Below are 17663 nucleotides of genomic sequence, written 5' to 3'. Positions count from 1 at the left end.
AAAATGAAGAATATATTAGTAATAAGTACCGTATTGTTTACACTTATGTTTATGAGTTGTAACGATGCCCCAAAATCTGAACTCGGGCATAACGAAGCGGAGGTTGGGGAAGATGCGCACGGCGAAGGCCACGACGAGGAAGAAGGAGTTGTAGTGCTTACAAAGCAACAGGCCGAAAACATCGGTTTAAAAACGAAAACTCTGGAGGAACGAACTTTAGGAAACAACATTAAGGTAACAGGAACGCTGCAACTTTTTCCACAGGATAAGGCGAACATCAGTCCGTTTGTTGGTGGAAATGTGAGTTCCATTAAGGTAGTACCTGGAGATAATGTAAGTAAAGGACAGGTATTGGCATATATTGAGCATCCCGATATCATTGCAATGCAACAGGAATTTCAGGAAAAAAATGACGAACTGGTCTTTTTGAAACAGGATTTTGAACGCAAGCAGACCCTTTATGATAAAGGCGTTTCTTCTGGCAAGGAATTTCAGATGGCGCAGTCAAAATTTCGTTCCACCACATCCAGTGTCAATGGGTTGCGTTCCCAATTGAAACTGTTGGGCATTAATCCCGACAAAGTGGCGGAAGGTCAAATATATTCCGCTGTTCCCATTACCACGCCAATAAGTGGATACGTGGCAGAAGTAAATGTAAGTTTGGGCGATTATGTGGGCGCACAATCCAAAATGTTCTCAATAAGCGATAACTCAAAAATTTACGTCAATTTTAAAGTATATGAAAAGGACATATACCAAATAGAGAAAGGGCAACAAATATATTTTTCCACGGCCTCCCACCCGGACAATTTGCTTAAAGCCACCGTTCGGTCTGTTGGTAAAACCTTTAACACCGACCCAAAGGCTTTGGAAGTCTTGGCGGATATTGAAAACAAGGATAAAAACCTATTGCCGGGAATGTATGTGGAAGGGCGCATAGTGCAGGGCGAGAAAAAAGGTTTCGCTATTCCTGAAGCTGCTATCATAAAAGAAGGCGAGCAATCCTTCATTTTCATTTTGGATGAAGACGAAGAAATGGAAGCGGGCAAAATGAAATTCAAAATGATACCCGTAACGGTTGGTATTACTGATTTAGGCTTTGTTGAAGTCAATCTTCCTGCCGAAGTTTCAAAGGATGCCAAAGTTGTCATAAGTGGAGCTTATAACCTGTCTTCGGAAATGGTTAAAGGCGAACTGGAACACGCACATTAATTCAATCACCATCAAAGATTTTGATTCCGGGTTTGTTTATCGTCTTAATAAGTTAGTTAAAAATTAAAAAACAGGCTCGGTTCAAAATCGATTAAAAATTTAAAAAAATGAAGGAAATAAAAGCATTTATAAAACCGAACCGGATCCAAAGGGTAATTGAAGCTCTTGCTGATAGTGGTTTTAAAAGTATGACCCTGTCACAAGCAGAAGGCACGGGAGCGTTCAAGGCAAAAGGCGCAAGACCGTCGCTGGATTTTCACGTGACAGATAGTCCAGTGGTCAAGCTGGAACTGGTTTGTCAAAATGAGGAAGCCCAAGCCGCAATTGAAACAATTCTAAGAAATGGTAAAACGGAAGAACCAGGAGACGGGATTATTTATATCGCAAATATAGAAGATGCCTTTCACATTAAAACGGGGGAATCCTTAAAACGTTTCGACCTGTAAATCAATTTATAAACAAATGGAAAAAATAGTTCAATTTTTAGAAAGCAAAGGAATAAGGCCTACTGCAATGCGCCTTTTGACCTATAAGCGGTTGGCAGAGTTGAATGTGGCCATCAGCCTTGGCGATTTGGAAAAGGATTTTAAGGTCAGTGAAAGAAGTACCCTATTTAGAACTATGAAAACCTTAGAAAAAAAAGGTGTTGTGCATCAAATTGAGGATGGTACAGGAGTCATAAAATACGCTCTTTGCGAAGAAAATTGTGAGTGCGAGGTCGGCAACGACCTTCATTTACACTTTCGTTGCAACAATTGTAATGAAACGGTCTGTTTAACAGAGCATAAAATCCCTCATATCAACTTACCCGATGGTTATATCACGGAGGATATCAACTTAGTAGTAAAAGGTATTTGCGAAAAATGCAGCGGCCATTCCAGAAATTAAAAGAACAGTATTATGGCTGAACTAAAAAAATCATTGGGAACCCTTCGTCTCACTTTTTACGGTGTAGGTACTATTGTGGGCGCAGGAATATACACGGTAATTGGTGCCGCAGCTGGTCAAGCTGGCACAGACCTTTGGTTGAGTTTTATTTTTGCGGCTATTGCGGCAAGTGTGTCGGCAATGTCTTATGCTGAATTATCCTCAACCTATCCGAATGCGGGTGCGGAATTTATTTTTGTACGCAAGGCGTTTCCTAAGATTGATATTCCGTCTTTTCTCACGGGCTGGACGATTGCGTTCCACAGTTCGGCCACCATTGCAGCGGTGCTACTGGCTTTTTCAGGCTATTTCAACACTTTTTTTAGTATTCCTTCCCTACTTGTCAGTTATGGTGTTTTGGTTATGCTCTCGTTGATAAGCATTACGGGCATCAAGAAATCATCTACCGCTAATATCATTATGGTTAGTATTCAGCTCTTGGGATTGTTCCTTCTTATAGCGTTCGGACTTTTGGAAACAGGCCCACCAAAAGCAGCATTTTTTAAAGTTGAATCCTTTTCCGGTACTTTGGCAGCAACGGCTACCTTGTTTTTTGTTTATACTGGCTTTGAACATATGGCGGCTTTGGGTTCAGAGGTAAAAAACCCTGGCAAGACAATTCCTCGTGCCTTTCTATTGACAATGGTAATTACCACCATCTTTTATTTACTCATTTCTTTTACGGTGCTTAACATAGCTGACCCTTTAGCTATTTCGAAGGTAGATTCGCCATTGTCTTTGGCGGCATCCAACCTTAATGCTTGGTTGCCTGTTGTCTTGGCTGTTGCTGCTCTCTTTGCCACGGCCAATGCAGCGTTTAGCGGTATTATTTCCATAAGCAGGTTGTTGTTCGGAATGGCAATCGTGGGCGAGCTTCCAAAATTTATGACCAAAGTAAATGCACAAAAAGTACCTTGGGTAACCACATTTGTGGTTATGGCTGCGGTGGGTTGTTTTTTGCTATTGGGCGATATTAAAATTGTAGCTGGGATGTCTTCTTTGGGTGCGCTACTTGTATTTGTTGCCGTAAATATTGCACTTATAATTTTGCGTTTTAAAGAACCAAAACAGAACAGACCTTTTAGAGTGCCATTGTCCATCGGTAAAGTTCCAGTACTGCCCATTTTGGCCATATTGGTTAGCCTTACTCTAATTATTCAATATGATGGATTGGTTTACGCTGCCTTTGTAGGTGCGATAATAGTGGGAATAATACTCGATTATTTTTTGGATAAAAGACCGAAAAAAGACGTAGATGCTGAAAAAGAAAATGAATTGTTTAAACACTAATACATTTTTATGGACTGGACATTTGAAGAATTTAGAACAGAGCTTGACACCCTTAATCCAGCGGTACGAAAAAAGGCAATCGAAATTGCGAATGACTTAATAGAAAAGGAAGGTCTTTCACAAGATTTAGCCATCAAAAAAGCAATTGTTATGGCTGAAGAATGGTTTTATGATTTGGAAGGTTAATCTTTAAAATTTTGGACTCCTTTAATTTTAAAATAGATGATAAAAATTAAGAAATTATCAATTCCCATACTAGTAGGGTTCGCCATAGGTGTATTTATTATTCAACCCTTGGGAATCACTATTTTTAACTATGGAAATCAAGCTAATGAAATTAATTGGCTGCAATATTTGAAAAGTAATTTAGTCGAAATTTTGAATATAAACGGGAATCAAATTGTCGAGAATATTCTGTTTGGACTGTTAGGTGCAAGTGTTGCATTGATTTTTTATTTAGGTAAAATGGAAAAGAATATCGATAATAAGTGACAATTATATTTTAAAATTAAATAATCTGCGATATATGAAGTGGCCAATAAATGCACTTCCATAGCACTATATATTTCATTAAATTGATAAAAAAATAAAATTATGATACAGTTTGTAAATTCTAAAAACGAAAATTTAATTGCCGCAAAATTGGAAGGCAAAATATCTACAAGCGATGTAGAACTGATACATTCCCGAATTGATGAAATCCTGAACAGCAACCAGAAGGTTGATTTCTATTTTGAAATGCACGATTTCCACGGTTACGACCTGCAAGGTCTTTGGGCAGATATTAAAGTAGACAACTCCCATCTTTCCGATTATGGCAAAATGGCATTTGTGGGCGAAAGGAAATGGCAAGAATGGGCTGCCAAGGCAACCGATTTCTTTACCGGTTCAGAGGTAAGATATTTTGATTTAAAAGATAAGGAACAAGCCAAGCAATGGATAAATTTATAATAAAATAAAATGAGCAAGAAAAAACAAAATCTTCGTGATATCAATACCGAAGAACATAAAGGAGAACACGCACACAACGATGGCCACAACCATAGCGACCCGGAAAGTGTAGGAAAATTTAAAACCTATCTACCAGCAATTTTCAGTTTTGTGATGCTGATTATCGGTATCGCTATGGACTATTTTGATGTTGCATTTTTTAAGGATTGGGTACGTATCTTTTGGTATGTAATAGCATACCTTCCAGTAGGTTTTCCCGTGATAAAAGAAGGCTGGAACAGCATCATAAAAGGCGATTTCTTTACGGAATTTCTTTTGATGTCCATTGCTACCATTGGAGCATTCGCCATTGGCGAATATCCCGAAGGTGTGGCAGTAATGCTTTTTTACGCAGTGGGCGAATTGTTCCAAAACGCAGCGGTCAATCGAGCCAAAAGCAATATTAAAGCCTTGCTCGATGTAAGACCTAATGAAGCTTTGGTTTATCGAAACAACGATTACATTTCTGTCAATCCTGAAACCGTTGAAATTGGCGAAAAAGTACAGGTTCGTGTGGGCGAAAAAATTCCTTTGGATGGAATTTTACTTTCCGACAAAGGCTCATTCAATACAGCAGCATTAACAGGCGAGAGCAAACCGGATACCATTGCAAAAGGAGAAAAAGTTTTTGCTGGAAGCATCAATTTGGATGGCGTTATTGAGATTGAAACGACCAAAGAATTTAAGGATAGTTCTATTGCGCGTATCCTTGATATGGTGCAGAATGCAACAGCTCGTAAATCAAAAACTGAATTGTTTATCAGAAAGTTTGCAAGAATCTACACGCCAATTGTAGTATTCTTAGCAATTGGATTGACGTTTCTACCTTACTTTTTTGTAGATGATTATGTCTTTAGCGAATGGTTGTACAGAGCCTTGATTTTCTTAGTCATTTCCTGTCCGTGTGCCTTGGTTATTTCAATTCCGTTGGGTTATTTCGGTGGTTTGGGAGCGGCTTCAAAAAATGGGATTCTATTTAAAGGTGCTTCGTTTTTGGATGAAATGACAAAGGTTAATACCGTTGTTATGGACAAAACAGGAACTGTGACCAAAGGTGTTTTCAAAATCAAGGAAATAAAAGCCATTGATTGGGAAGAACCCGAATTTATGAAATACCTAATGGCGATGGAAGAACAATCTACCCATCCCATTGCCAAGGCCATTATGGAATACAAAGCCGATGGCGAAGATTTTCAAGCTTCCGAAGTAAGCGAAATAGCAGGAAAAGGATTGAAGGGAACAGTAAATGGCAAAACGGTTTTGGTAGGTAACAAACCATTGATGACGTCAAACAACATCGAAGTTCCCTCTGAAACCGACAAAATTGTAGAATCTATCGTAATGGTTTCCATTGAGGGCAAATTTGCAGGCTATGTAATCATTGCAGATGAGTTGAAGGATGATGCACACGAAGCCATCAAGCAAATTCGGGAATCGGGTATTTCCAAAATTATAATGCTTTCAGGCGATAAGGATTCCATTACCCAACAAGTCGCAAAAGAAATGGGCGTAGATTGGGCAAAAGGGGGTTTGCTTCCAGAAGATAAATTGAAAGAAGTCGAAAAGCTGATGTCCGAAAACAACAACAAAGTAGCTTTTATTGGAGATGGCATCAATGATGCACCCGTATTGGCGGTTAGCGATGTAGGTATTGCAATGGGTGGATTGGGTAGTGATGTGGCAATAGAAACTGCAGACGTTATCATCCAAACAGACCAACCGAGCAAAATTGCAAAGGCTATAAAAATTGGTAAATCCACACGTCGCATCGTTTGGCAGAACATTATTTTAGCATTCGGAGTAAAAGCAGTTGTTTTAGTATTGGGTGCAGGAGGTCTGGCAACGATGTGGGAGGCGGTTTTCGCAGATGTGGGCGTGGCTTTATTGGCAATATTGAATGCCGTAAGGTTACAGAAGATGGAATGGAAGAAATAGATATATAAATAAAACAATAGTATATATCAGAAAATCGAAGGAAAAGACGTCTGAAAGAGAAAAGTAAAGTACAAACTGAAAAAACTGTCATTTCTAAAAGGGATAAAATAATATGGATTGGTGTTATAATCATATTTGTATTGTTTGTTTTGTTTATTCTATTCCTGCTTTTCTTGAAATACTTTATAACTATTTAGATACAAAGCTATTATAGAGGGTTATTTAGAAATAACTAAAAAGGATGTATCAAAAACAAAGAAAAAAAAGAAATAAGAAAGTTGGTAAATCCAATAATCAAATCACAAGGAAAGATAAGTTCAATGGTATTCTTGCAATATTATTTGTGATAATATCCGCGTTGTTATTGTACTATTTTGTGGTAAAAGGGAATATTCATAAACATTAACTGTTGTATAGACTATAATGTTCATAATGTTCGTTCGTAATGAAACAAGATAATCTATTGCTCTCTATTTCGAATACGCTCATCCCTAAATTCAGCATAATAGCCCGACATTTTATACGATTTGGCGTGCTGTGTTTGCTTAACAAAGGATAGGGTCAGTTTAATCATATAAGGCGTTTGATGATGTTGTACAATCACCGATTCAGCATCATCGTCACTTTGTATGGGTCAAAATGTTTTACTTCCAGTTTCTTTTGTTCTTTATAAATATTCGATTCTTTGACCCATTGTTCAAGCTGAAAATCAGTTACATTATCCGTAGAATAGATAGATTTATTAGCATACAAACAAGTTAAAATATTTAAATACTCAATATCTTTTTCATTCATAGGAATGTTACTGAATTGTTTTTTATTTCCAATTTTATAGACTTTTGGGTCATACATTATAAGTAGCAAATCTGGTGCTAATGGGTAAAAAATCTGTAATCCCTTACTTGCCATTCCATTGTGTCCGAAGGGAAATTTTCTTGATTCCAAAAACTGATTATATTTCGAAATAGGATTGTCGCTTGTTATCAATTCATTTGAAGTAGTATTTCGAATTAGCTTGATTTGCATATCCATCATCATAGGTAGACTATTAAGAAGTAAGTCAAGTTTTTTTTCTATTGCATCTTCGTATGCAAAAAAATGAGTATCATAATCAAAATTCTTAAATTGAGGTTCGAACTTCATTGCCGTTTTCATAATTGTATCTATCATATGATTAAAATCTTCAACATTCGCCTTGGTGCGATACGCTTGAAGAAGGATAAATAGCCAAATAAGATAATAATCATCAGATTTATCGTTTGGCAACTCTTTTGTTTGAACCACCCTATTTAGAATTAAAGAGCTCTGATTTTCAATAGTCCCAAACCATTCTTCCCTTTCCAAATCCTTGCCATAGAAATAATCTTCTTGGGCTTGTCCTTCCAAATTTGCTTTTTGGATGATTCTACCTGTATCCTTTAGACAGAGCTTAATTATTTTCTTGGAATCATTTAAACTAAAGTATCGTAAATAAAATTTCGGGACATAGTGTTGTTTTTTCTTATTGGCCATTATGAAAAAATTATTTAGGTTGTAAAAATAAGAATGACAAACTTTAAGAAAGACAAAAAGCTAATTCATTTTATAGATTTTGTTTACATAAGCCATTGCAGTCCATTCCCCTGCATTCCGTAAAAAACTCCATTACGGTAAATGCGCTTCATTAAAAAAAATCTTGGACACAACTTCAAAGCTTCCGATTTCCATTCCACTTGCCCGCCTATTCCGGAAAAAAAAGGGAAGCGGTCAAACTCCATTCCCAATCTCCGACTTTGAAGTTAAGTCCGCTTTACATCCTACACAATATGTATAATTCGATTTGAAAAATATTTGCACATTAGCGTTCATAGCACAAACACCATTTTATCATTTAAATAAAAATAAATACTGTTCTTGGAACGCCTGGGTAATTATTCACCATTTTTTACGATGTCCAAATCATTTGTATTCCTGTAATAATCAATAGTATTTCAACGAGGAATATAAATTTATCCCTACTTATCTTTTCGATGATTTTTCTTCCCGACCAACTTCCCAAAATCATTGCTGCGCCAATAAATAATCCATAATAAAGTTCTTCTTTTCCGATTAGTGCATATTTGCTGTAAACGACTGTTTTGGTCAAGTGCATTGTTAACGCTGTAAATGCTTCACTTGCAACATAGGCAGTCGCTGTCAGGTCAAGACCAAGGAAAAATGCTGCTCCAATCGGTCCGGCACTCCCAATTAGTCCAGACAAAAATCCTGTCAGCCCTCCACCTATTAACATTCCTTTTTCGCCCAGAACTATTTTTTTAATTTTAAGCCTTCGATACCCCACTAATAAAATCAAAACAACGCCGATGCCAATTTTTATGATTTTACTGTTGATGTCCGTAAATAAATAACTTCCAAGAATGGTCAAAGGAAGAGCGGCTAAAAGAAAGTATATAATCGGTCTCCATTTTAATTCATATCTGCCAAACCAAACTCGGGAAGCATTACCAAAAATTGAAGCTATTGTCAAAATTGGGACTGCTGTTTGCAGTCCAACAATATTTATAACAAAAGGCAATATAATTAATGCTCCACCAAAACCCGCAGCTCCTGATACAGTTGCAGCAATATAACTGATGACGAATAATATTATAAGTTCTGTTATCACTAATTTTATTTATAGACCTGATTTTTCAGAGTTTAACACATTAATTTTATCAACTCAAAAATACATTTTTAACTGCAAGCATCTAATAAACAGGTGTCTATTTCAAGTACAATCCCACTCAGCCGATTCCCTTGCTTACGATAGCTATCGGAACCGCTGAAAAAGCTTCATTTCGGGAAAAGAGCTTCCCTATAAAGGTCTTGGACAAAACTCCAAAGATTCCAATTCCATTCCACTTGACCACTTCCTGAAAAAAAAGGGAAGCGGACAAACTCTATTCCATCTCCATTTTCGAAGTTAAGTCCGCTTTAAATCCTGCAAAGAATCATATACAGCTTTTAAATCCCGTTCAGCACATTCCCCTGCATTCCGCGAAAAGCTACATTGCGGGAAAAGAGCTTCACTGCAAATATCTTGGACACAATACCCAATTTCTACTTTCCATTCCGCTAACCCGGTCCGTCCCGATAGCTATCGGGACTGGAACGGGACACTTCATTCCCAATCCGAAATTGTGAACGGAGTCCGCCAAATCGGAATTCCATTTAATCATTTGGTGCCACTTCCTATGTTTTCGTACTTCACAAAAGTCTTTAAACCTCCATCCGCACCCTCGCCGTTATACCCTTTTATTGCCAGCAAAATACCAACATTTGGAAGTTGAACGGACTGCATAAACCGCTACGCTGCGCTTCACTTTTTATAAGTCCTTATCAATTCCAAATATTGAAAATGTATCAGCAACAAAAAAAGGTAACAGCGAGGGCGCTATGGGAAGTAAATCTAAAATGAATCTTATGAAATCTTACAAAAACATCAAAAAGGAAGCGGCACCGAAAAAAACAAAAAAGGAAAACGCTCAAGATATAATAAGTAAATCACTTCAAAAAAATATAACAATAAACTGTCTGAATAGTTCAGATAGCAATTTTAATTAATTCTTAAATATTTTATTATGAGCACTTTAAAAAATCACGTACAGTTAATCGGAAACGTTGGACAAGAGCCAACCATTACAAACCTTGAAAGCGGTAAAAAAGTAGCCCGTTTTTCACTCGCAACAAACGAATATTACAAGGATGCCAAAGGCAAAAAGCAAACAGAAACCAATTGGCATACGGTTGTAGCTTGGGGCAAGACTGCAGAAATCGTTGAGAAATTTGTCGAAAAAGGCAAAGAAGTTGGAATATCGGGAAAACTAAAAACTCGAAGCTATACAACTGATGATAACGAACAACGCTATGTAACGGAAGTTGTAGCCGATGAAATCCTATTACTCGGAAGCAAAAACGACAAGTAATCATAAAAATCCAAGAGGGCACAGATACCAGTTTTCAATTAGTTCGTGCCCTCTTTTAATTATTCACTTATAAAATAAATGAACAATGAAAGCACAAGTTAACGAAATCAAAGAAGGATTGCAACATTTTCACGGAACGGAAATGTTTTATCAAATCCCATTATTAAGAACACGTTTTACGGACGGACTAAAATATCTTGCTAATGTGGCAGATTGTTTTTGGCTCATTACGGACACTTCCGTAATTGCAAAAAGTCTAATGAACCGAAGTGAGTTTATCACAATAGACTTTAAAAGATTATCCGAAGATGAACAGGATTATACAGGATACGAAGCTGAAATTATATACACCGATGGCAATGATATTGTTTTAGAAAAGCACGGGTATAGAGTGACTGATTTTCCACTCGATGAATTGCGGTTATTTTTTGTAAATAATACGCTGATGTTGCCAAGTGAATATTAAATTTTGAAGTTATGATGTATATTAAATTTCAAGATTTGAGTATGGAAAAACAAGAGGAACTTTTTCAGGTTTCTAGAGAACACGTCATATATCTTTTTGGAGAATCTATTCAGAAATATGTTGACGAAACTGGAGCAGATTATGATAAATTGATAGACGAAGAAATGATTAAAAATCTATACACTTACAACTTCGTTTTTAATATCTAATTTCCTAAAGTTAGTTTTTAAGCACCTCTAAAGTTTAGGGGTGTTTTTGTATGCAATTTATATCAAGTCAATAAAAAAACGTATCTTTATATCGCTGGAAATACAGCACACAAATTAAAGTAAGGTTATCCACTTTTCGACTTTCGCCGATAACCGTACACATCGAAATATAACATATCGGAAAATTATTTTCCTAAAATGGCAATCGGTTTTTTAACCGGATTGGATGGATTTTTGTCACGCTTGCACGTGACGAAAAGGAATAGCAAGAGGGTAACACGCTGCGCGATGTTTCGGATTCCTTTTCGTTTTCAAATAGCTGATTACCAGCGACTTGAATATGTTTTAATTTCCTGACAATCACCGATTTGCGACAAACGGGCTGGAAACGCCCATTTTTAGGGAAGATTTTGCGACAAATCGGCGAAATATGGACTCATTTATTGGAATTAGATTTAAAAAGGAAACTGCAAAGCGTTTCCAAACTTTCTCACGCACTTACTTCAAATCGCACACCGAGACAATGGCAACGATGCTCGATTTTTTCTTTTATAATGAAATCTCGCCAAAGGAAAAATTAGGTCCGACAGGGCGAACTATTGAAGCCAAACTTTTAAAAAGAATCAACGCGGTAATTGCCATAATGCGAGACGTAGAAAAGACACAAACCAAACCTACGGTAGCGATGATTCAATCACTTTTTGAAACCGAAGAGCCAACTAAAAAACCGCTGATAGTTGAAAAGAAATATGCTGAAGAAAGAAAAGAAGTCCGCTTTCGCGAAAAGCAAAATCCGAGTAATCAACTATAAATATTTGAAGGATGTATATCACAATCACAGCTCAAAAATTAGGCGGTAATTATAGCCAAAGTTCAGCGGATTTTGTAGACTATTTAGAGAAAGAAAATGAAGGTTTAGAACAGCGAGATATGGAACTCTTTTTTAATCAATATGGCAATGAAATTTCCGCTGAAGAAGTGGTCAAAGAAATTGATGGCAACACCACAAAATTGAAAAAGAAAGAACCTAAATTTTATTCCATTACGGTCAGTCCATCCAAGTATGAACTAAAACGATTACAGAACAATCGAGAAGATTTAAAAACTTACACCAGAGAGATAATGAAAGATTATGTCGCATCCTTCAATCGAGAAATTAACGGACGACCTATTACAATCGATGACATTAAATATTATGCAAAAATTGAACATCAACGAACCTTTAAGGGAACGGATATTCAGATAAAAGAAAACCAACCTTTCGCTACGAAAATACTTCAGCTCAAAAATGATATCCGTAAAATTGAAAGCGGAACAATAGAAGGAAATATTAAACACAAGGAAAAGGAAATAGCAAAATTAGAAAAGCAAGCACCACACCAACAAAGCGGAAAAAGGATAGTACAGGGAATGGCAAAAGACGGAAACCAAAGTCACATTCATATCATCGTGAGCAGAAAAGACGCTTCAAATTCGGTCAGTCTTTCACCCGGAAGTAAACACAAAGCTTCAGAAGTTGAAATGCACGGTAAAAATGTAAAACGAGGTTTTGATAGAGACAAATTTTTCGAGAAAGCAGAAAAGACTTTTGACAAGACATTTGGCTACAAACGTAACTTTGCAGAAACCTATAAAGCACGAAAAGATTTTGTCAAGAATCCCAACTTATATTTTGCTGCCTTGATGAAATTACCAGCTAATGAAAAAGCGTTGGCATTTAAAATGATTACAAAAATAGGATTGCCAATCATTCCAAGTATTCCAGTAAGTCAGGCACAAATTGCACTTCGAGTTTTCAAAAGATTAAGACGTGGCGCAGAAGTGGCCATAAAATCAAGTTCCATCGGAATATGATGAATATGCAAATAGATAATCTCATAACGATACTTTCAATTATTGGTTTAGCCAGTACTGTTTTCTATGCGTTTTTTCGGGTAAGTAGATATGCGTTTCTTTTGAATTTTATATTGCTTTTAATTTTTGTGTTCTATATTTCTGAGGGAAACGAATTAGTATCACTATTACTCTATTTGGTTTGTCCTCTACTATTAATTAATACAGGACTATATGTATTTCTGCATAAAACTGAAAATGTACAAAACGGAAATACCAAGTACCAAGTCAATTTTGCTACAAACAAAGGGAACTTCAAATTAGATAATATTAAACGTGGAGCTTCCGTCATAGGTTCTGCGGGAAGTGGTAAGACAGAAAGTGTGGTTTATGGATTTCTAAAACATTTTCAGAAAGAGAGCTTTTGCGGAATTATTCACGATTACAAAGATTTTGAACTAACCGAAATGGCATATCCACTTTTCAAGGATAGTAATATTCCGTTTAAGGTTATTTCCTTCGATAAAATTATACATCGCGTAAATCCTATTGCGCCACGCTATTTAGAGAACGAGGAAAGCGTAAACGAGGTGTCTCGAGTTTTAATTGAAAACCTTTTGGAACAAAGGGAATCGGGAACTACAGGAACGACAAAATTCTTTAACGATGCAGCTGAAGGTTTGATTGGTGGATTGATTTGGAAATTAAAAACCGACTACCCTAAATATTGTACACTACCGCATTTGATAGCGATTTACCAACACCTCGATACAGATAGCCTAATTCAATTTTTGGAAACCAACACCACATCAAGAGCGATGGCAGATGCATTTATCAGCGGTAAGGATTCTGAAAGGCAGACCGCAGGTGTTAAAAGTACGTTGGCAAATGCGTTGAAACGAATTAGCACACAACGGATTTTTATGGCTTTATCAGCAGATGAAGTGCCGCTTAATATAAATGATTCTAAAAACCCTTGTGTTATTTCGATTGTTAATAATCCAAAATTTGAGACTTCGTATTCGCCTGTAATCGCAACAATTATTCATACAATTACAAAACAAATGAGTGTTCGGAATAGTGAGCCTTCGTTTTTATTAATGGAAGAAGCGCCAACCATTAGATTATTGAATATGCATCGTATTCCGGCAACTTTACGGAGTTATAATATCTCTACTATTTATGTGATGCAGGATAAAATTCAGAATGATATGATGTATGGAGATAAGGCAAGCAAAGCGATATTGAGTAATCTATCTTATCAATTCTTCGGAAAAGTAAACGACCCAGATACCGCCAAATATTACGAACGTTTTTTTGAAATTATTAAAGATCCAACCAAAAGTATTAGTCGTGGACATAACTTAGATTTTGATACACGAATTACAACTGGAGAAAAGGAAATTCCTAAAATTAGGGCAGATGTGTTTTTTAGATTAAAACAAGGAGAGTTTATCACGTATGCTGATGGGAAGGATAAGAAAGTTCAATTTAAATTGACAGATATTCAAAGAGCGTTACCAAAGGAATCAAAGCAGTTTTCTCAGGCTGATTTAGCGGCTAATTTTGAACGGGTTTATGAGGAGGCAAAGTCCTTATTTAGTTAAGAAGTCTAGTTAAATCCCTAGCGATAAAATTTATTGCTCAAAACAAAAACTATTCCCAAATATATTCCTTAAATTGTTCAAAATTTGTCAAGTCTTTTAATGAAAACTACCTGATTATGATAGGCGAACACATACGAGCACTTAGAGAGTCTAACGATGTTTTGTTGCGGCAATTAGCAGCTCAATTGGAAATAGACCAAGCAATGTTAAGTAAAATGGAACGCAGTGAGCGTTCATTTAAAAGAGAACATATAGATGTTTTAGCAAAAATTTTTAAGCAACCAAAAAAAGATTTACTTACGATGTGGTTAGCAGATAAAATTTTGAAAACAGCTAAAAGTGAGAAGTTTACAAAAGAAGCTTTAAGGCTTGCAATCGATAATGTATAAAGATTAGATATAATAATTTGAGCAACGATACTTTAACCAACCAAAGCCTTAATGTTACCCCTGGAATAAGGATTAACTTAAGAGGAGAAGATTTTATAGTTACCAACAGAGAACGCGATATTATTGATGTCGAAGGTATTTCTGAATTGGTGTATGGTCAAAGCTTTCAATTTGATTTACGATTAGAAAACTATCGAGTAATACAACCAGAAGAAACCGAACTTCAGGCAGACGATTCTACTCATTATAGACAAACCAAACTATTTCTTGAAACAATTTTTCGGAATTCTTCACATTATTCTGAACATATCGAGATAGCTCATAAAGCGGCTATTAGAGGGGCTAATTATCAATTTGAATCTACTATAAAGGCTCTTTCATTACCACAACCAAAAATCCTCATTGCCGATGCCGTTGGTCTTGGTAAAACTGTTCAGGTTGGCATTTTTTTAGCGGAATTAATCAGACGTGGAAAAGGAAAAAAAGTTCTAGTTGTTACACCAAAATCTATCCTTGCTCAATTTCAGCAGGAAATATGGGCTCGTTTTTCAATTCCACTAGTAAGATTAGATAGTCAGGGAATAGCAAGAATTAAAACAGAAATACCATCAAATAAAAATCCATTCGATTATTATGATAAGGTTATAGTATCTATTGATACGTTGAAAAACAACGCAAAATTTAGACACTATTTAGAAAAAGTAAAATGGGATATTGTAGCAATAGATGAATGCCATACGGTTGCCAATGTTGCATCTCAGAGAGGTGGATTAGCAAAATTTTTATCAGAGAGGACGCAAGCAATGGTTTTAACATCTGCGACACCTCACAACGGTAAGCGCGAGAATTTTGCCAATTTAATAAGTATGTTAGACCCTACGGCAATACCTTATGATGGCGAGTTTACAAAAGAAGATATTCAGCCCTTATATGTCCGTAGGTTTAAAAAAGATATTGAAGATGAAGTTGGTGATGCTTTTAGAGATAGGATAACAAGTAAAATAGATTGTCCTTTAAATCCTGATGAAGAAGAAGCTTTACGAATTATTCAAGAATTTAAAGCTGTTGCACAGGAAGAAAGTGCTGGGAATTCTACGTTCGGAGCATTACTTTTTTCCATTGGTTTATTCAAAGCATATATGTCTTCGCCGAAAGCGTGTTTAGAAACAGTAATTAAAAGAATAGATAAAGCGATTGATGAAGATGGTGTAATTGAACATCTTGAAGAGCTGAAAGACGTTCTGGAAAAAATTGTGGCTCAAAAAAGTGATTCTAAATACAACCAGTTGCTCTTTAAACTAGACCAAATGGGCTGGAAAGGTAAAAAGAATGACGAACGTATTATCATTTTTGCTGAACGTAGAGCCACATTAAATGAATTAGAAAAAAATCTTAAAAACGATTTCAAACTAACTGACAATGCAGTAGTTCAATTTAATGGGAGCCTTACCGATACTCAGCAGCAAGATATTTTAGAAGATTTTTCTAAAGAAGATAGTACTATTAGACTTTTCCTAGCTTCGGATGCTGGTAGTCAAGGGGTGAATCTTCATTACTTCTGTAATCAAATGTTTAATTACGATATTCCTTGGTCAATTATAACCTTGGACCAAAGAAATGGGAGAATAGATCGTTTTGGTCAGACCAAGACACCTTTTATATATTACCTAATTGCCGAATCTCAAAGTGAAGATGTTCAAGGAGATATTAGAATTGTAGAGCGTTTAAAAGAAAAGGAAGAAGAAGTACATAAAAGTTTAGGAGATGCTGGGAGTGTTATGGGCTTTTATGACCAACAGCAAGAATCTAAATTAGTAGAAAAAGCTATTGCCAATAGTGACCCGTCAATTCTTGATTCCAATGAAGAAAATACGGTGGACGATGATTGGTTAAGTGCATTGACTGAAGATTCATCGGCTACTAAAGCTCAAATGAAAATTGACGAAGGTTTTGCTTCGTTTTATGAAGATGATTTTAGCTATTATGCTTCGCTTATTGATGAATTAAAATCGAAAGACGATAGGCTCATCCCTTTAATTAATATAGATAGTAACGACAAAGTTTTAGAAATTGAACAATTTGAAGAGCTTTCATCTAAAGGTGTGTTGTACGATATGCCTAAAGAAGCTTTTCCAAAACCAAATCAAACATTCAACCTTACTACAAATGTTAATATCGTTGAAAATGCAATTATTCAAGCGCGAAAGAAACAAAACGAATGGCCAAACTTTCAATTATTATACGACCTTAATCCTATTGCAAAATGGATGCAATACAAGTTGCTTGGACAAATAGATCGTGGGAAAGCTTTAGTCGCTAGACTAAGAGATCCACTACCTAAAAATACAGCTTGGTTTATCTTTCAGGGTATTACATCTAATCAGCAAGGAAAACCTATTTTTTCAAAAACTTATGTGGTTGGAAAATCATTTGACGGATCAAGTGTAGGTAATTTAGAAGATTTTGAAGAATTTCTAAATCAATACCGTCTTAAGGACACATTGCCTGAACTTGAAACTTCAGAAAAACAACTTCAAAAAATTAAGGAGTTACTTCCAGAAGCGGTAAAAAGTGCAAAGCAGATTTATGATTTAAAGATTCAAGGCGACCTTGAAGATGAAATGGAAGATAAATTAGAACGCTATCAAAAGAAACTGAATGATTGGCTAAGCGCATCCGAGCGACAAATGGAAATTAAGTTTGGAGATGAAAAAAATGGAGGAGGCTCTTTTTACAAAAAGAAGAGACAGAGTGAAGTAAATTATGTGAAAAATCAAATGGATGCATTCTACAATGAATACTTCCAATTAGAAAATGAACCCTTCCTAAGAGTATTAGCGGTTTTTTATAATGGGTAATTA

The 17663-nt window shown here is 36.1% G+C and carries 17 protein-coding genes; 15 read left to right on the top strand and 2 right to left on the bottom strand.

Annotation, left to right across the window (positions count from 1 at the left end; all coding sequences use genetic code 11):
* The first annotated feature begins 3 nt into the window (after positions 1–3).
* The 7 genes from BXY82_RS15040 to BXY82_RS15010 all read left to right on the top strand — a co-directional run bounded on the left by BXY82_RS15040 (position 4) and on the right by BXY82_RS15010 (position 6354).
* Positions 4–1212 (top strand): efflux RND transporter periplasmic adaptor subunit, encoded by a 1209-nt coding sequence (locus tag BXY82_RS15040; RefSeq protein ID WP_133759046.1) that lies wholly within the window; start codon positions 4–6, stop codon positions 1210–1212.
* A 107-nt stretch (positions 1213–1319) separates the two neighbouring features.
* A complete protein-coding gene (locus BXY82_RS15035; RefSeq protein WP_133759045.1) occupies positions 1320–1658 on the top strand; it encodes a P-II family nitrogen regulator in 339 nt (112 codons plus the stop codon).
* Between the two features lie 16 nt (positions 1659–1674).
* On the top strand, positions 1675–2100 hold the full coding sequence (locus BXY82_RS15030; protein WP_133759044.1) for a Fur family transcriptional regulator: 426 nt from the start codon (positions 1675–1677) through the stop codon (positions 2098–2100).
* Positions 2101–2112: 12 nt separating this feature from the next.
* Complete coding sequence (locus BXY82_RS15025) at positions 2113–3429, top strand: APC family permease (RefSeq protein ID WP_133759043.1); 1317 nt, start codon at positions 2113–2115, stop codon at positions 3427–3429.
* 9 nt (positions 3430–3438) lie between these two features.
* Entirely contained in the window at positions 3439–3615 is a 177-nt protein-coding gene (locus tag BXY82_RS15505) for a DUF2188 domain-containing protein (protein ID WP_166643315.1), read from the top strand.
* A gap of 408 nt (positions 3616–4023) precedes the next feature.
* A complete protein-coding gene (locus BXY82_RS15015; RefSeq protein ID WP_026451360.1) occupies positions 4024–4380 on the top strand; it encodes a SpoIIAA family protein in 357 nt (118 codons plus the stop codon).
* Positions 4381–4389: 9 nt separating this feature from the next.
* Complete coding sequence (locus BXY82_RS15010) at positions 4390–6354, top strand: heavy metal translocating P-type ATPase (protein WP_133759042.1); 1965 nt, start codon at positions 4390–4392, stop codon at positions 6352–6354.
* 600 nt (positions 6355–6954) lie between these two features.
* Here the strand turns inward: BXY82_RS15010 and BXY82_RS15005 are convergent.
* Complete coding sequence (locus BXY82_RS15005) at positions 6955–7866, bottom strand: DUF4238 domain-containing protein (protein WP_133759041.1); 912 nt, start codon at positions 7864–7866, stop codon at positions 6955–6957.
* A 412-nt stretch (positions 7867–8278) separates the two neighbouring features.
* Complete coding sequence (locus BXY82_RS15000; RefSeq protein WP_133759040.1) at positions 8279–8998, bottom strand: sulfite exporter TauE/SafE family protein; 720 nt, start codon at positions 8996–8998, stop codon at positions 8279–8281.
* Positions 8999–9953: 955 nt separating this feature from the next.
* On the opposite strand from BXY82_RS15000, the gene BXY82_RS14995 reads away from it, so the two are divergent.
* The 8 genes from BXY82_RS14995 (at position 9954) to BXY82_RS14960 (ending at position 17660) form a co-directional block, all read left to right on the top strand.
* Entirely contained in the window at positions 9954–10298 is a 345-nt protein-coding gene (locus tag BXY82_RS14995; protein WP_026451357.1) for a single-stranded DNA-binding protein, read from the top strand.
* Positions 10299–10383: 85 nt separating this feature from the next.
* Entirely contained in the window at positions 10384–10764 is a 381-nt protein-coding gene (locus tag BXY82_RS14990) for a DUF6876 family protein (RefSeq protein ID WP_026451356.1), read from the top strand.
* 11 nt (positions 10765–10775) lie between these two features.
* On the top strand, positions 10776–10973 hold the full coding sequence (locus BXY82_RS14985; protein ID WP_034260969.1) for a hypothetical protein: 198 nt from the start codon (positions 10776–10778) through the stop codon (positions 10971–10973).
* A 430-nt stretch (positions 10974–11403) separates the two neighbouring features.
* Complete coding sequence (locus BXY82_RS14980; protein WP_133759039.1) at positions 11404–11784, top strand: BfmA/BtgA family mobilization protein; 381 nt, start codon at positions 11404–11406, stop codon at positions 11782–11784.
* Between the two features lie 11 nt (positions 11785–11795).
* Positions 11796–12827: a MobB family relaxase gene (gene mobB / locus BXY82_RS14975; RefSeq protein ID WP_133759038.1), complete on the top strand. Its 1032-nt coding sequence runs from the start codon at positions 11796–11798 to the stop codon at positions 12825–12827.
* Between the two features lie 5 nt (positions 12828–12832).
* Positions 12833–14413 carry a type IV secretory system conjugative DNA transfer family protein gene (locus BXY82_RS14970; RefSeq protein WP_133759037.1) on the top strand — a complete coding sequence of 527 codons (1581 nt, stop codon included), beginning with the start codon at positions 12833–12835 and terminating at the stop codon, positions 14411–14413.
* 116 nt (positions 14414–14529) lie between these two features.
* Entirely contained in the window at positions 14530–14802 is a 273-nt protein-coding gene (locus BXY82_RS14965) for a helix-turn-helix domain-containing protein (RefSeq protein WP_092132105.1), read from the top strand.
* Between the two features lie 17 nt (positions 14803–14819).
* A complete protein-coding gene (locus tag BXY82_RS14960; protein ID WP_133759036.1) occupies positions 14820–17660 on the top strand; it encodes a DEAD/DEAH box helicase in 2841 nt (946 codons plus the stop codon).
* The last annotated feature ends 3 nt before the right edge of the window (positions 17661–17663 follow it).

Origin of the sequence: Gelidibacter sediminis (genome assembly GCF_004364975.1) — a bacterium.
Lineage (GTDB): Bacteria > Bacteroidota > Bacteroidia > Flavobacteriales > Flavobacteriaceae > Gelidibacter > Gelidibacter sediminis.
Note: the sequence above shows the minus strand (reverse complement) of the source record. Positions and strands in the feature narration are given on the sequence as shown.

What these genes read in the sequence shown, in the direction of transcription:
- BXY82_RS15040 (WP_133759046.1), top strand. Translation starts at nt 4, where the DNA reads ATGAAGAATATATTAGTAATAAGTACCGTATTGTTTACACTTATGTTT.
- BXY82_RS15035 (WP_133759045.1), top strand. Translation starts at nt 1,320, where the DNA reads ATGAAGGAAATAAAAGCATTTATAAAACCGAACCGGATCCAAAGGGTA.
- BXY82_RS15030 (WP_133759044.1), top strand. Translation starts at nt 1,675, where the DNA reads ATGGAAAAAATAGTTCAATTTTTAGAAAGCAAAGGAATAAGGCCTACT.
- BXY82_RS15025 (WP_133759043.1), top strand. Translation starts at nt 2,113, where the DNA reads ATGGCTGAACTAAAAAAATCATTGGGAACCCTTCGTCTCACTTTTTAC.
- BXY82_RS15505 (WP_166643315.1), top strand. Translation starts at nt 3,439, where the DNA reads ATGGACTGGACATTTGAAGAATTTAGAACAGAGCTTGACACCCTTAAT.
- BXY82_RS15015 (WP_026451360.1), top strand. Translation starts at nt 4,024, where the DNA reads ATGATACAGTTTGTAAATTCTAAAAACGAAAATTTAATTGCCGCAAAA.
- BXY82_RS15010 (WP_133759042.1), top strand. Translation starts at nt 4,390, where the DNA reads ATGAGCAAGAAAAAACAAAATCTTCGTGATATCAATACCGAAGAACAT.
- BXY82_RS15005 (WP_133759041.1), bottom strand. Translation starts at nt 7,866, where the DNA reads ATGGCCAATAAGAAAAAACAACACTATGTCCCGAAATTTTATTTACGA.
- BXY82_RS14995 (WP_026451357.1), top strand. Translation starts at nt 9,954, where the DNA reads ATGAGCACTTTAAAAAATCACGTACAGTTAATCGGAAACGTTGGACAA.
- BXY82_RS14990 (WP_026451356.1), top strand. Translation starts at nt 10,384, where the DNA reads ATGAAAGCACAAGTTAACGAAATCAAAGAAGGATTGCAACATTTTCAC.
- BXY82_RS14985 (WP_034260969.1), top strand. Translation starts at nt 10,776, where the DNA reads ATGATGTATATTAAATTTCAAGATTTGAGTATGGAAAAACAAGAGGAA.
- BXY82_RS14980 (WP_133759039.1), top strand. Translation starts at nt 11,404, where the DNA reads ATGGACTCATTTATTGGAATTAGATTTAAAAAGGAAACTGCAAAGCGT.
- mobB (WP_133759038.1), top strand. Translation starts at nt 11,796, where the DNA reads ATGTATATCACAATCACAGCTCAAAAATTAGGCGGTAATTATAGCCAA.
- BXY82_RS14970 (WP_133759037.1), top strand. Translation starts at nt 12,833, where the DNA reads ATGCAAATAGATAATCTCATAACGATACTTTCAATTATTGGTTTAGCC.
- BXY82_RS14965 (WP_092132105.1), top strand. Translation starts at nt 14,530, where the DNA reads ATGATAGGCGAACACATACGAGCACTTAGAGAGTCTAACGATGTTTTG.